Origin of the sequence: Prosthecobacter sp. (genome assembly GCF_044222345.1) — a bacterium.
Taxonomy (GTDB): domain Bacteria; phylum Verrucomicrobiota; class Verrucomicrobiia; order Verrucomicrobiales; family Verrucomicrobiaceae; genus Prosthecobacter.
In genome coordinates this window covers 13428-28348 of record NZ_JBGANL010000032.1, presented here as the reverse complement: position 1 = coordinate 28348, position 14921 = coordinate 13428, and the positions used below count along the sequence as shown (strand labels likewise).

Below are 14921 nucleotides of genomic sequence, written 5' to 3'. Positions count from 1 at the left end.
GGGCTAAAAAAAGCCCTCCGATTACAAATCGGCAGGGCCCGGAAACCCGGAACAGGCAGCCAAGTGCATGCCTGGATGCAAACGCCAGTTTCTCGCCCTTGCGCAGGCGTCCACCCCTTCTACACTCCGCCTCCCCCCCCTTCACCCAACGCAATGAGCACCCACGTCAAACTTTACATCCCCGGACCCGTTGAAGTCAGCCCTGACACCTACGCCGCCATGGCGCAGCCGATGATCGGGCACCGCGGCAAGGGATTCCAGGATCTGTATGCCGAAATCCAGCCAATGCTGCAGACGCTCTTCGGCACGAAACAGCAGGTGTTTCTGAGCACGTCCTCCGCCTGGGGGGTGATGGAGGGCTCCATCCGCAATCTGGTGAAGAAAAAAGTCCTCAACTGCTGCAACGGCGCCTTTTCCGACAAGTGGCTGGACGTGTCCAAGCGCTGCGGCAAGGAAGCCGAGGCCTACCAGGTGGAATGGGGCCAGCCCGTGCGTGCCGATGAGATCGACAAGCGCCTGGCCACCGGCGAGTTCGACGCCGTGACCTTCATCCACAACGAGACCTCCACCGGCGTGCTCAGCCCCATCGCGGAAATCGCGGCGCTGAAGAAGAAGTACCCGGACGTGATGTTCATCACCGATTCCGTGTCCGGCTTCACCACCGTGCCAGTGAATTTCGACGAACTCGGCATTGATGTGCTGCTGACCGGCAGCCAGAAGGCCTTTGCGCTGCCCCCGGGCCTGGCGCTCTTCACCGCGTCCGAGGCCGCCATGGCCCGCGCCGCCACGATCAATGACCGCGGCTACTACTTTGACTTCCTCGAGTTCAAGGCCAACGGCGAAAAGAGCATGACGCCGAGCACGCCGTGCATCAGCCTCATCTACGGCCTGCGCCACCAGTTGCAGAAGATCTTCGCCGAAGGCGTGGACAACCGCTACGCCCGCCACGCCAAGCTCAACGGCATGGTGCACGAGTGGGTGCGCCGCAACGGCTTTGAGTTCTTCGCCCCTGAGGGCTTCCGCTCCAAGTCCCTGACCTGCGTGGCCAACAACAAGAACATCGACGTGGCGGCCTTCATCGGCCTGCTGAAGAAGAACCACAGCATGATCATCGACGGCGGGTACGGCAAGCTGAAGGGCAAGACCTTCCGCGTGTCCAACATGGGCGACGAATCCGAGGCCAGCATCAGCACGGTGATCGCCGCGCTGGACGACAGCCTGGCCAAGCTCTAGTCCGTCCCTCCGGGCACCTCCGGAATGAAGGCCTAAGCCAAAGCAAAATCCTCAGCCCCATGCCGCCGCTGGTAGCATGGGGCTTTTTTGTGCATGCGCCTCAAGTAGCCCTGTTCCTGCGGAACAGGGGTGTACTGCGCTGGCCCCCTGAGCATGGCACTACCGCAGGCTTTGGGTGTGGCGGAGTGTGTCTTTGTTGCACAGCAACAAAGCTACTTTGCTGCCGCCACGCTTGGGCACTCCCTATCCCACTTCCAGACCACCGAGGAGGTCTGAGGCAACCTTGGTCACGCATTGCGCAAGATCGGCGGGGCATCGCGGGAGGGCCTGTGCGTTTTTAGGAGCGTCATGATCAATCTCACCCGCCTCTACTGTGATGTCGCCCAGCCCATGGACCACCTGCGCTACGGGCGCGGTCATGGCTCGCCCACCTCCGCCGCCGAGCGCCGCCCCATCGTCGTCTGGAACATCACCCGCCGCTGCAATCTGAAGTGCGTGCATTGCTACCAGGACTCCGACTCCAAGTTCTACCCCGGCGAACTAACGTGGGAGCAGTGCAAAGGCGTCATCGATGATCTCGCTGAATACAAAGTGCCCGCGCTGCTGCTTTCCGGCGGCGAGCCCACGATCCACCCGCATTTCTTTGAACTGGCCGAATACGCCACCAGCAAGGGCCTGCGCCTCACGCTCTCCACCAATGGCACGCTGATCACCCCCGAGTGGGCGCAGCGTCTCAAGGACATCGGCTTCTCCTACGTGGGCATCTCGCTGGATGGCATGGGCGCCACGCATGACCACTTCCGCGGCAAGGTGGGCTGCTTTGACAAAGCGGTGGCGGCGTTTCGAAACTGCAAGGCCGTCGGCCAGAAAGTGGGCCTGCGCCTCACCCTCTCCCGCCACAACATCGCCGACATCGACTCCATCCTCGACTTCATCGAGAAGGAGGATATCGAGCGCGTCTGCTTCTACCACCTCGTCTACAGCGGACGTGGTGCTGATCTCATGGAAGTGCCGCATGAGGAGACGCGCGGAGCCATCGACAAGATCCTCGACCGCACCGCCAAGTGGGCTGCCAGCGGCAAGCCCCGTGAGGTTTTGACGGTGGATCAACCCGTGGACGGCCCCTACCTCTACATGCGCCTGAAACGGGAGAACCCCGAGCGTGCCGCGCGTGCGATGGAACTGCTCACCTGGAACGGCGGCGGCGCGAACAGCAGCGGCACCGGCATCAGCAACATCGACACGCAAGGCAATGTGCACCCGGACCAGTTCTGGCATGAACTCACGCTGGGGAATGTGAAGGACCGCAAGTTCAGCGACATCTGGAGCAATCGCGACAACGCCACGCTGAATGCCCTGCGGGATCGCAAACAGCACCTCACAGGCAAATGCGCGCAATGCAGTTTCCTGGATGTGTGTGGTGGCGGCTTCCGCGTGCGCGCCCTGCAAATGACCGGAGACTTGTGGGCACCTGACCCCTCCTGCTATCTCAATGATCAGGAGATTGGCATCGCTCAAGCGGCTTAAAAGAGCACCCAGTTTAGCTGGTGTGGAAATTTGAATGACGGCGTCGTGATCGTGGGATTTAACGACGCTGTTTTCTTGCCCTCTGACCATACTCCTGTCAGCATTGCCAGGCGTCGTGTGAAGTCACGTCGCTGCATTACGATCATCCTCCCCACCCCCATGAAAGCTTCGCGTTGTCCCACCGCCAGTGTTGCGCGCATGTTCGCCATGCTGACACCCATGGTTCTTCTGGTCCAGTGCGCCATGCCACCCAGCGAGGCCTGGCGCAGCATTCAGACGAACGGACTGATTCCCTACCTGACCTCTGCGAGATCATCACCGCCATTCCGCACCAGCGGCTTGTACGCCCAGCGCTATGCCGCCTACACTCAGCGCCCTCGCTACGGCACCGGGCACACGCCCAACCACTATTTCAGCACGCTCTCCACGGGATTGGGCAGTTCCAGGTATGTGCCTCGCACGCGGCTGCGCAGCCCGGATGTGAAAATTCCAGTGGAAGAACCCGTCCACCCGGCTCCTCCGCGCATCGCTGACAATCCGCCACCCGTCAACTCGGCACCGAAAACCACGGACAGTACGGAAGCTACCACTGAAAGCCTGCCCTACGGCACTGCGGTCCCCGGCCGTATGAACATGGTGAACAGCCCCTTTGCTGGCAAAACGCAGCTGGTGGATGTTTCTGGAATGAGTGCCGGACAGACCGTGAAGTGCCCCTACACCGGCAAATTGTTCAAAGTGCCGCCCACCCAGCAGGCTGCAAACAGCGTGGAAGCACGTCTGGAACCCAAGGCTGAGGCCCCCAAGCTCAGCGAGGAGCCCAAAGCCGAGGACAAAAAACCCTGAAAACCGCTCCAAAAGAGGGTTTCACCGCGCTCGAACCCCGGGAAACCGGGGGCGGACTGCATTTGATCTTGATTCGACCTTGATCAGTGGAACTCTTGCCGCCCTCAAAACCGCAAACGACAACCGATCATCCATCATGGGTCAACAACTGAACAAAGTCATCAAACGCCGCCGCCGTAAGCTCTATCTTGCCCGCAAGAAAGCTCTGGCCAAGGCCGGCGTCTCCCGCAAAGCACGCGCCGTCAAATCCGAAGCCAAAACCGCCAAGAAGGCTCCAGCCAAGAAAGCTGCCGTCAAGAAGGCCACCACCAAGCCCAAGGCCGCTGAAGTCGCCGCCGAAGCAGTGGCTCCTGCCGTTGAAGTTGCAGAGACCGCTGCTCCTGAAGCTGCTGCCCAGGAATAAGCGCTTCGCCGCACTTCCATTTCAAAACAAGACCACCGTCATGGCCTGCCATGACGGTGTTTTTTTGTGTCGATCCATCGCTTAGCGGAACCACAAGTTCCCACCTGCGCCCGGAACGCTGCTGGAGGAGCTTGAATTGTAGCCGTCGTAGTAGCCGCGCTCAAAGCTGGAGCGATAGCGCGGATCATAGCGCCCTACCTGCGCTGACGGATCAGCCACTCGTCCGCCTGTGCGGTCACGCAGACCGTAGTCGTAGCCTTGGTTATAAGTCGGATCACGCGGCGGCGGCTGAACCGCCCCCTGCTGCTGTGGCGGCGACATGCCCTGGTTCGGATAGCCGCCGGCTTCACGGCGGCTGTTCATCGTCAGACCATAGCTTTGATTGTACGCATCCCGATAGGCCATCTCGGTATTGCGGTCATACCGTGATGGGTAGCGCTGGTAGTTCTGGCTCTGGCCCTGCTGCGCGTCTGCCTGCCCATCCTGCTGACCACGCTCAAACGCCATGCTGTTCATCTGCGAACCCTGATCCCGCATGTCCTGGCGGTACGGATTCGCATAGGGATCCATGCCGTTCGGACCTTGATAAGGGTCCACGCATTGCGTGAGGAGCAGTGGCAGAGCCAGGGCGAGAAGATGGGCTGATTTCATTATTTTGAATCGTATGGGCAGATCACAGGCTGGCAAGAAGGCTGTCGGCCGAAGTTACTTCTTCCCCTTTGCTGCCGCTGCCGTGAACCAGTCACCACCACCACCGCCGCCAAAGGGATTGCCCATGCCGCCGCCGGAGCTGCGCTGGCCACCACCACCGCTGGAAAAGCTGCGCTGACCGCCGCCCTGGCCTCCACCGCCCGCCGGGCGCGGGCCTGCACTGCCCTGCTTCTTCTCAAAGTCAGGCTTGGATTTCATGCTCAGGGCGATGCGCTTGCGCGGGATGTCCACTTCCGTGACCGTGACCTGCACACGCTGCGCGACCTTGACGACTTCCGCCGCATCACGCACAAAGGTGTCGCTGAGCTGGCTCACATGCACGAGGCCGTCCTGATGCACGCCGATGTCCACAAAGGCGCCAAAGGCCGTCACGTTCGTCACAATGCCCGGCAGCTTCATGCCCACGGTGAGATCCTTCATGTCATTCACGCCCTCGGCGAAACTGAAGACTTCGAACTGCTTGCGCGGATCGCGGCCAGGCTTGGCGAGCTCGTTCATGATGTCCTGCAGCGTTGGCAGGCCCACGTCTTCGCTCACATACTTCTTGAGGTCGATCTTCTGGCGCAAGTCCGCGCGCTGCATGAGTTCCTGCACCGTGCAGCCGATGTCCGCCGCCATTTTTTCGACGAGGGGGTAGCGCTCAGGATGCACCGCGCTGGCATCCAGCGGATGCACGGCATCGCGAATGCGCAGGAAGCCTGCGGCCTGCTCAAAGGCCTTGTCACCAAGCCGTGGCACCTTCATGAGATCCTTGCGGCTCTTGAAGGGGCCGTTCTCATTGCGGAAGGCCACGATGTTGGCGGCATGCGCGCTGTTCAAACCGGACACGTAGCTCAGGAGCTGCTTGCTGGCCGTGTTCAGCTCCACGCCGACGCCGTTCACCGCGCTGATGACGACGTGATCGAGGCTGGTCTTGAGCTGGTTCTGATCCACGTCGTGCTGATACTGGCCCACACCGATGGATTTCGGATCAAGCTTCACCAGCTCTGCCAGCGGGTCCATGAGACGACGCGCGATGGAAACGGAACCACGCACCGTGACGTCGTGGTTCGGGAACTCCTCACGCGCGACTTCGCTGGCACTGTAAATGGAAGCACCGCTCTCATTGACCATGATCACGGGGATCGAGCCCGGCACGCCGATCTTTTTCACAAACATCTCCGTCTCACGGCTGGCGGTGCCATTGCCGATGGCGATGGCCTGAATCTTGTAACGATCCACCAGATTGAGCACCAAATTCTTCGCATGCAGCAGACCACTGCCTTCGCCGAGCAGGTAGATCACATCGTTGTAAAGAAGCTGTCCCTGAGCATCCAGCACGACGACCTTGCAACCCGTGCGGAAGCCCGGGTCGATGCCGAGCACACGCTTCTGTCCCAGCGGCGCCGCCAGCAGCAATTCGCGCAGGTTGTCAGCAAACACACGCACAGCTTCCGTGTCCGCCTTCTTCTTCGATTCCAGACGCGCTTCGGTTTCCATGCTGGAGCTGAGCAGGCGCTTGTAGCTGTCCGCACAGGCCAGCTTCATCTGGTCAGAGCAGGCATTGCCGCCTTTGACAAAGAGGTTCTCGATCATCTTGATCGCGGTGTCTTCCGCGGGCTGGATGCGCATGAGCAGGTAGCCTTCTTTTTCGCCACGACGAATGGCGAGCATGCGGTGAGATGGGATGGCTTTCAGCGGCTCGCTCCAGTCAAAGTAATCGCGGAACTTCTGCGCCTCTTCGTCTTTTTCTTTCCCGAACATGACCTTGGAAATGACCGTGGACTGCTCCGCGAAAAATTTGCGCAGCGCCGCACGCGCCTCCGCGTTGTCGCTGATGCGCTCCGCGATGATGTCACGCGCACCACTGAGAGCATCCGCAGCATCCTTGACGCGCAGCTCTTCGTTTTCGTGGTCCGGGTTCACATACTTCACCACTTCGCCATTCAGATCCACGCCATGCGTCATGAGATTGGCCTCGATGAAATCCGCCAGCGGCTCCAGCCCCTTTTCCTTCGCGATCGTGGCGCGTGTGCGGCGCTTCGGACGGAAGGGTGCAAAGATGTCCTCCAACGCATTCATCGTCTCCGCCTTCTCAATCTTCGCGCGCAGGACATCTGTCATCAGCTTGCGCTCTTCGAGGGATTTCACAATAGCGGTGCGGCGGTCATCCAGCGCCACGAGCTGCGTCATGCGCTCCTGGATGTTTTGAATCTGCACTTCATCCAGAGACCCGGTGGCCTCCTTTCGATAACGGGCGATGAACGGCACGGTGGCGCCATCGGCAAAGAGTTTGGCCGTCGCGCCGACCTGGATGGCCCGCAGGCCCAGCTCCTTGGCGACACGTTCCACGTGGGTGACATTGATGTTGAGTTCGTTAGCAGCAGACATGGTTGGAAAAGGGAAAAGTGAAGGAAAAAATCCGGTTGGGATCAGTGGAGTTAGCGAGACGATCACGGGCAGCAACCATTCAAGATCACATGTGAAAAACTTTTGTCGGAGCCATGGCTTGACATCGTGCTGCGAAATTTCCAAGGCGGCTTCGTATTGAAGCTGCATGAAGTATTTTTTGGTGGCTTTTCTGTTCTCACCCCTTGCATTCGCCGTTGAAGACTGGCCGCGCTGGCGTGGGCCGAATGCGGATGGAGGCTGGAATCCGCAGGACATCCCGGCGGACCTTGCCAGGAAAGAGCCCGTGAGGCTCTGGAAACAAGAGATCAGCGCCGGGTTCGGCGGTGTCACAACGAGCAACGGAAGGGTGTATGTGATGGACCGGCTCAAGACACCCAAAGAAGTCGAGCGCCTTCTATGCTTCGATGCTGAGAGCGGCAGAAACATCTGGCAACAAAGCTGGGAGGCCAGCTATGGCAGCATGGAATATGGGACCGGGCCGCGTTCATCGGTGAACGTTACCGATGGCAAGGTGTACGCCTTGGGTGCGACGGGCGTGGCATTGTGTCTTGATGCTGTGACGGGCCAGGTTTTATGGCAGGTGGATACGGTCAAAAACTTCGGGGCGAAGATTCCGAAGTGGGGTTTTGCAGCGTCGCCCGTGATTGATGGGAATCGAGTGCTCCTGCACGTCGGAGCGAAAGCCGGCTCAGTCATCGCCTTGGACAAAACATCAGGGAAAGAAGTCTGGCGTGGCGGGCCTGATCCTGCGGGATATTGCACACCGGAAATCATTTCGCATGCCGGCACACGCCAGCTCATCGCGTGGGGGCCGGAGCATGTGCAGAGTCTTGATCCAGACAGCGGCCGGGTGAACTGGCTGTTTCCATACAAGATTACGTATGGCGTCAGCATTGCTCAGCCGCTCTATCGTGACGGCATTTTTCTCGTCTCGGGCTACTGGCACGGCGCGAAGGCGCTTCAACTCGGAAAGAGCGTCAGACTGCTGTGGGAAAATCAAACTGAGATCTGCGGCCTCATGTCGGCTCCCTTGTACAAAGACGGCGTCGTTTACATGCTCGACAAGACCCGCGGCCTCCAGGCCTTCGAGCTCAAGACCGGCAGAATTCTCTGGAGCGATGACAACACGCTGACGCCGAAGGACAGCAATCCGCAGATGAGCCTCGTGTGGATGCAGGAATCAACCAACCTCGCCGCATTGCTCAATGCCAGCGGTGAGCTGGTCTATGTCACGCTGAAGCCCGAAAAGTGCGAGGAGCTTGCCCGCTGGCAGATCATCGGCAAAACCTGGGCGCATCCGGCATTCGCGGGAAACAGGATATTTGCGCGCAGCGATAAAGAATTGTCCTCCTGGCGGCTTTGGTAATGGGCATGAAACTCTGGCTGCCCATTCTCCTTGCCGTCTTCGTCATTGCCGCCGCGCCCGTAGCCGAATCGCCCGCGTGGAAAGCGGGTGCGGCCTCGGCAAAAATCACGCCGGAGAAAGCCATGTGGATGGCGGGTTATGCGTCACGCAGCAAGCCTTCCGAAGGCGTTGAGCTGGATTTGTTCGCCAAGGCATTTGCGCTCACGGATCAAGCGGGCGCACGCTTCGTTCTCATCACGATGGATTTGATCGGCGTGCCGAGGAACCTGCGCCTCGCCGTCGCGGAGCGGGTGAAAAAAGAACATGGCATCGAACCGGCAAACCTCGCCATCAACGCCTCCCACACGCACAGCGGGCCGGAACTGCGCACGAGCAAGATCCATGGCGCGGATGATCTGGCGCTGCGTGAGAAAGAAGCGGCGGAATACACGGCGCAGTTGGAAGACACGCTGGTGCGGCTGGTCGGCGAGGCGCTTCAGAAATCGGTGCCGGCGCATCTGGATTACAGCACGGCGCGCTGCGGCGTCTCGATGAACCGCCGCACGCCGGATGGCAAAGGCGGCTGGAGCAATTTCCCGAATCCGAAAGGCCCGGTGGATCAAACGGTGCCCGTGCTCAAAGCCAGCAACGCCGAAGGCAAGGACATCGCGATCATCTTTGGCTACTCCTGCCACTGCACCGTGCTGGGCCATCAAAAATTCAGCGGCGACTACGCGGGCTACGCGCAGCAGGAGATCGAGAAAGCGCATCCCGATGCGGTGGCGATGTTTGCGAATGGTTGCAGTGGCGATCAAAACCCCTACCCGCGCCGAACCATGGAACTGGCGCAGACACACGGCAAATCACTCGCCACTTCCGTGCAGGCCGCACTGGAAACCCACATGCAGCGCCTTAAGGGCAACATCCGCTCCGCATATCGCGAGATCCCGCTGGCCTATGACAAGCTGCCCACCCGCGAGCAACTGCTCGAAGAACAAAAGTCCTCGAACAAATATCTGGTCACTCATGGCACGCGCCTTTTGCAGCGCATCGCCGATGAAGGTCAGCTGCCCGCCACGTATCCCTATCCCGTGCAGGTGCTGCGTCTTGGCAGCGATCTCACCTGGGTCACGCTCGGCGGTGAAGTCGTCGTGGATTATTCAATCCGTCTCAAACAGGACCTCAAGGATCCCATCGTCTGGGTCAGCGGCTACACCAACGACGTGATGGCCTACATCCCCAGCCTGCGCATCTGGCAGGAAGGCGGTTACGAAGGCGGCGGTGCCATGATCTACGGCAGCCACCCCACGCGATGGAGCGACAAGACTGAGGAGAATATTGTCAACACGGTGATGGAACTGCGGAAAGCGGTGGAGTAAAAGTGAAACGGCCCGGGAGATTCTCCCGGGCCGTGAAGGATGCTTTTGGATGGATCTTGCTCAGCGCCTCACTTGCTGTTCTCAGCGAACTGCGCGTCGAAGATGATCTTCGAAGGCGGGAAGTCGATCTTCTTCACGAAGGCGGCGGATTCGGCGGCGCCGAACTCGCGGTCCATCGCGCCGTCTTCCCACTCGACGCTCAGCGGGCCGCCGTAGTCGATGTCGTTGAGGGCGCGGATGATGCGTTCGAAGTTGATGTTGCCACGGCCCACGGACTTGAAGTCCCAGTAGCGGCTTGGCTTGTGGAAATCGACGTGGCCGCCGAAGACGCCGGCGGTGCCGTCACCAATGCCCCAGGCGACGTCCTTCATGTGCACGTGGAAAATGCGGTCGCTGAACTTGTAGATGAACTTGATGTAATCGACACCCTGATAGCCGAAGTGGCTGGGGTCGAAGTTGAAGCCGAAGGCGGGATGGTAATCGACGGCCTGCAGCGCACGCTCGGCGCTGGCGATGTCAAAGGCGATCTCCGTGGGATGCACTTCGAGCGCGTAGCGGATGCCCAGCTTCTGATACTCGTCGAAGATCGGGGTGAAGCGCTTGGCGAAGTCCTTGTAGCCGGCGTCGATCTGGCCGGGGAGGTTTGGCGGGAAGGAATAGACGAGGTGCCAGATGCTGCTGCCGGTGAAGCCATTGACGACACTCACGCCGAACCGCTTGGCGGCGTGTGCGGTCTTGATGAGTTCTTCGGCGGCACGCTGGCGGACCCCCTCAGGATTGCCGTCGCCATAGATGTGGCCGGGAAGAATCTGCGCGTGGCGTGGGTCGATGTTGTCGCACACGGCCTGGCCGACGAGGTGGGTGGAGATGGCGTGGCACTGCATGCCTGCGGCCTTCAGTTTGGCGCGCTTGGCGTCGCAGTAGGCCTGGTCGGCCTTGTCCACTTCGAAGTGGTCTCCCCAGCAGGCAAGTTCGACACCGTCATAACCAAAGGCCTTTGCCTTCTGGATCATGGTATCGCAGGAAAGATCGGCCCACTGGCCGGTGAAGAGAGTGACTGGGCGTGGCATGTCGGGTGTGTGGTTGAGTTGAGGCGGGGAAGAAGGAGAAAGATTCGTGAAAGTCGACTGTGAATGACGATTTTTTCGAGTCACCGCTCTTTGCGCTCGATCGCCTGGGTGCGGACCAGGGTGTAAGGGAGTTCAAGGATAAGCTGCGCCGCCTTGCCATCCGCGTCGTTCACTTGGGCGGTATTCTTGAGGCTGCCGGAGATCTTGGTGCTCACATCCAGCATGTCGGAGAGGCGGCGGACGAGGGTGATGTCGAAAGCGACCTCGATGCGGCTGAGGTAATTCATCGGCCGCTCCATGGTAAAAGTGCCCACGATATGCACGGTGGCCTGCGGCCCGTCGGGACGCTCATCCACGGCGGTCAGCGTGCATTCGATTTCCTTGGCGATCACCGCCCCGAAATTCTTGCCACTGGATTCATTGATGCTGACTTTCCACGACTCGCCGGCTTTGTGCGTCTGGTTGATAAGACACGCCTCCGGAATCTCCAGCAGCAGCCTGGTGAACGCCAGATCATTGAGGAATTTCTGCTGCTCTGCGGTGGGCCTGCCTCCGACCAAGGCGCATTTCCATTTCCCATCCGATTTGCGCAAACGGAGGTTTTTGCCCACCAAGGGCCCGGCTTGTTCGGCAGGCTGCGGGGCGGGGCCGTTGTAATTGACCAGTTCGCAGACCATCTCGCGCACCTGCACCTCCTCGGTGTCGGGCCCCAGCACACGCCGGACGAGATTGACGCTCTGAACGAAGCGGCAAAAAAAGTCACTGGCCGAATTGGATTTCTGCATGCGGCCTTTGCCCTCCGGCACACGGACCTCGCGCTTTTCCCTCAGCAGGGTACCCGTGCGGAGCGAAGAGGGCGCCGCCAACTCCACAGGTCCTCCCGGGGTTTCAGCGGCGTTCAGATGAACGGAGATGAGCAGGGGCAGCAGGAAGCGCAGCGGGGCATGCATGCTGGGAGACTACCAAAGACATACGTGCCAGCACAAGCCGCAAGTGCCTGGCCGAAACAGGGTGGGATCATTTCATGCTTGGCGAGAGCCGCCTGTTCATCCCATGATGCGGGCATGCACCGAGTGTTACTCCTCTGCCTCGCCTTCACCACCGCGACTCATGCGCAATGGACCACTTCGCGAATTCACGGTTCACCGGAGTTGCCGAAGCCCTGCATCGCGGAGCAAACCTTTGCCTCCATCGAACTTCATCAAGCCTTGGAGATGATCGCCGTGCCCGGTGCGCGGCGCTTTGTCGCCGCTGAAAAAGGCGGCAAAATCTGGAGCTTCAAAGATTCACCAGCCGCCAGCACCAAAGATCTGCTCATCGATCTCAAGCCGGAGCATCCGCTGCTGCAATATGCCTACGGCATCGCGTTTCATCCGCAGTGGAAGGAGAACGGCCATGTCTTCCTCTGCTATGCCTACGGCGACAAAGTGGCCGATGGCACAAAGCTCTCGCGCTTCAAACTCACGCAGCAGGAGCCGCCGGTGCTTGACCCTAAATCGGAAACCGTGCTGCTGACCTGGCGCAGTGGAGGCCACAACGGTGCCTCGCTGCAATTCGGACCCGACGGCATGCTCTACATTTCCACCGGCGACTCTGAAGTCCCCTCCCCGCCCGATCCGCTGAACACCGGGCAGGACATCAGCGACCTCCTTTCCTCCATTCTGCGCATCGACGTGGATCACGCGGAAAACGGCAAAGCGTACGCCATCCCACCCGACAATCCCTTTGTAAAAGCCCCCGGGGCGAGGCCAGAAATCTGGGCCTTCGGATTTCGTAATCCGTGGAAGATCAGCTTCGATGCCCAGGGTCGCCTGTGGTGCGGCGATGTCGGCTGGGAGCTGTGGGAAATGATTCATCTGGTGCAGCGCGGCGGCAATCATGGCTGGAGCGCGTATGAGGCAAGCCAGCCGATCAAGCCCGAAACCCAGCGCCCCGAGCCCATCATCCCACCTGTGGCCGCACATCCGCACACGGAGGCCGCGAGCATCACCGGCGGCTATGTGTACCACGGTTCACGCTTTCCCGAACTGCGTGGCGCTTACATCTATGGCGACTACGAAACCGGCAAAATCTGGGCGCTGTGGCACGACGGCAAACAAGTCACCCGCCGAGAAGAAATAGCCGACACACCGCACAAGATCGTGAGCTTCGGCCAAAGTGAGGACGGCGAGGTGTACTGGATGAACTGGGAAAGCGGCACGCGCATCTACCGCCTGGCACCGAACCCTGCCATCGGCAAACCGAGCCAGTTTCCACACAAGCTCAGCGCCACAGGCCTCTTCTCAGCCACTGCCGCGCAAACACCCGCCGCAGGGGTGCTGCCGTTTGAGATCGCCGAACCCATGTGGCAGGACGGCGCCACTGCGACACGCTTCATCGCCCTGCCAGAGGGCAAGGCGATCACCGCAAACAAAGGCATCATCGCATGGCCCGCAGAATCCGTCCTCGCCCGCACCATTACCTGGCCTGCCACCCAGCAGCGCATCGAAACCCAGGTCCTCCATTTCGACGGCGAGACCTGGAACGGCTACTCCTATCGCTGGAATGACCAAGGCACTGATGCCGAACTCGTCACGGCTGATGGAGCGGAGTTCACCGTGCAAAAGCAGCCATGGCGCATCCATGGCCGCGCTGAATGCGCGCGGTGTCATAACAACTGGAGCGGCTTCGCCCTGGGATTTCAGCCGGACCAGCTTGTCAGCATTGGTGGCAAAAAGCCCTCCGAATCCCCTGCCCTTTTCGCCGGCCCCTTCCTCGACCGCCTGAAGAACCACCTCATCTCCAGTCACGACACCAAGGCCGGCCTGGAAACCCGCGCCCGCTCCTGGCTCCACGCCAACTGCGCCCACTGCCATCGCCGTCACGGCGGCGGCAGCGTGCCCCTGATGGTGAATTTCGACCTTCCCACGGCTGAAACAATGATGCTGTATGAAAAGCCGACCCGCGGCGATCTGGGCATCAAAGACCCGGCCGTCGTCCATCCTTTGGCTCCTCAACGAAGCATTCTATTTCATCGTGTGGCCCGCACCGGCAGCGGCCACATGCCGATGATTGGCGCGCGTGATCCTGATCCGGCAGGTGTTCGGCTGCTGTGGGACTGGATCAGTGATCTCCCCACCCAAAATACGCCTGCACTAAGCCACACCGTTGAGTATGACCGGAAAAGCCGCTTGAACTTTGAAGCCATTGTTTCTCTGCTTGAGGCAGACAAACAAGTCGGAGGCGCGGATCCCATGCGCTCGTTCCCGACTCCGTCTCATTTGATGATGGTGATCAATAACGATTTGCTGGTCCCTCAGGCTCGTGAAGCCGCCATCAAAGCCGCGATGGCCAGTGGCGATCCGAACATCACCTCGTTGTTTGAGCGCTTCCTGCCGCCTGAGCAGCGGGTGAAGACTCTCGGCGTGAATTTCGACACGAAAAAGCTCCTCGCCGTCCCGGGCGATGCGAAGCGCGGAGGTGAGCTCGTCAGCATGAGCGGCAAACTGGCCATCTGCCTGGCCTGCCACATCGTCAACGGCATCGGCCGCGATTTCGGCCCGGAGCTGAGCAAAGCGGGGGCGCGCCTGACGCGGGAACAAATCCTCGAAAGCCTGCACAAGCCCTCACAAACCATCGCCAAAGGTTATGAGACCTGGATCGTCACATTGAAGGATGGCAGTTTGCAAAGCGGTTTCGTTACCCATTCCGATGAAGATGCAGTCACTCTGAAGCTTCCCACCGGGCAGTCGCAGACCATTAAGCGGGAACAAATCCAAAGCCAGCAGCCGCAACCGGCGTCGCTGATGCCCGAAGGTCTGCTGCAAAGCATGACTGAACAGGAAGCGGCAGACGTCATCGCGTATTTAGCCGGATTGAAATAAGCGCACGCGCGATCCCGAACCGTGAGAAAGCTGCGTACACTCACACTGAATGGCGCGTTTCCTTGTCACTGATGCACACCACACCCGTCACCTGCCCAAGCTGCTTTCAGGAGTTTGAGGTTCCCGCCCCATCCTATAATGAGGTGCCGTGCGATG

At 60.1% G+C, this 14921-nt stretch carries 11 protein-coding genes; 7 read left to right on the top strand and 4 right to left on the bottom strand.

Features of this window, described 5'->3' with window-relative positions:
* The first annotated feature begins 153 nt into the window (after positions 1 to 153).
* The 4 genes from ACILSL_RS16900 to ACILSL_RS16885 all read left to right on the top strand — a co-directional run bounded on the left by ACILSL_RS16900 (position 154) and on the right by ACILSL_RS16885 (position 4006).
* Positions 154 to 1233, top strand: coding sequence for a pyridoxal-phosphate-dependent aminotransferase family protein (locus ACILSL_RS16900; RefSeq protein ID WP_395733231.1), 1080 nt, complete (start codon positions 154 to 156; stop codon positions 1231 to 1233).
* A 348-nt stretch (positions 1234 to 1581) separates the two neighbouring features.
* On the top strand, positions 1582 to 2760 hold the full coding sequence (locus ACILSL_RS16895; RefSeq protein ID WP_395733230.1) for a radical SAM protein: 1179 nt from the start codon (positions 1582 to 1584) through the stop codon (positions 2758 to 2760).
* Between the two features lie 159 nt (positions 2761 to 2919).
* A complete protein-coding gene (locus ACILSL_RS16890) occupies positions 2920 to 3603 on the top strand; it encodes a hypothetical protein (protein WP_395733229.1) in 684 nt (227 codons plus the stop codon).
* Between the two features lie 136 nt (positions 3604 to 3739).
* Positions 3740 to 4006 (top strand): hypothetical protein, encoded by a 267-nt coding sequence (locus ACILSL_RS16885; protein ID WP_395733228.1) that lies wholly within the window; start codon positions 3740 to 3742, stop codon positions 4004 to 4006.
* Positions 4007 to 4087: 81 nt separating this feature from the next.
* On the opposite strand, the gene ACILSL_RS16880 is transcribed toward ACILSL_RS16885, so the two are convergent.
* Both ACILSL_RS16880 and ACILSL_RS16875 read right to left on the bottom strand, forming a co-directional pair.
* The gene (locus ACILSL_RS16880) at positions 4088 to 4657 is read right to left on the bottom strand and encodes a hypothetical protein (protein ID WP_395733227.1); all 570 of its coding nucleotides are present in this window, start codon (positions 4655 to 4657) and stop codon (positions 4088 to 4090) included.
* A 54-nt stretch (positions 4658 to 4711) separates the two neighbouring features.
* Positions 4712 to 7087: a Tex family protein gene (locus ACILSL_RS16875; RefSeq protein ID WP_395733226.1), complete on the bottom strand. Its 2376-nt coding sequence runs from the start codon at positions 7085 to 7087 to the stop codon at positions 4712 to 4714.
* A 166-nt stretch (positions 7088 to 7253) separates the two neighbouring features.
* Between ACILSL_RS16875 and ACILSL_RS16870 the strand changes: the two genes are divergently transcribed.
* Complete coding sequence (locus ACILSL_RS16870; RefSeq protein ID WP_395733225.1) at positions 7254 to 8474, top strand: PQQ-binding-like beta-propeller repeat protein; 1221 nt, start codon at positions 7254 to 7256, stop codon at positions 8472 to 8474.
* 5 nt (positions 8475 to 8479) lie between these two features.
* Positions 8480 to 9832 carry a neutral/alkaline non-lysosomal ceramidase N-terminal domain-containing protein gene (locus tag ACILSL_RS16865; protein ID WP_395733224.1) on the top strand — a complete coding sequence of 451 codons (1353 nt, stop codon included), beginning with the start codon at positions 8480 to 8482 and terminating at the stop codon, positions 9830 to 9832.
* Positions 9833 to 9900: 68 nt separating this feature from the next.
* Here the strand turns inward: ACILSL_RS16865 and ACILSL_RS16860 are convergent, their stop codons facing one another.
* Together ACILSL_RS16860 and ACILSL_RS16855 are read right to left on the bottom strand one after the other, a co-directional pair.
* Positions 9901 to 10902 (bottom strand): sugar phosphate isomerase/epimerase family protein, encoded by a 1002-nt coding sequence (locus ACILSL_RS16860; RefSeq protein ID WP_395733223.1) that lies wholly within the window; start codon positions 10900 to 10902, stop codon positions 9901 to 9903.
* An 80-nt stretch (positions 10903 to 10982) separates the two neighbouring features.
* Positions 10983 to 11852, bottom strand: coding sequence for a hypothetical protein (locus ACILSL_RS16855; RefSeq protein ID WP_395733222.1), 870 nt, complete (start codon positions 11850 to 11852; stop codon positions 10983 to 10985).
* A gap of 114 nt (positions 11853 to 11966) precedes the next feature.
* Between ACILSL_RS16855 and ACILSL_RS16850 the strand changes: the two genes are divergently transcribed.
* Positions 11967 to 14765, top strand: a complete 2799-nt coding sequence (locus ACILSL_RS16850; RefSeq protein WP_395733221.1) for a PQQ-dependent sugar dehydrogenase — start codon at positions 11967 to 11969, stop codon at positions 14763 to 14765.
* Positions 14766 to 14921: the final 156 nt, after the last annotated feature.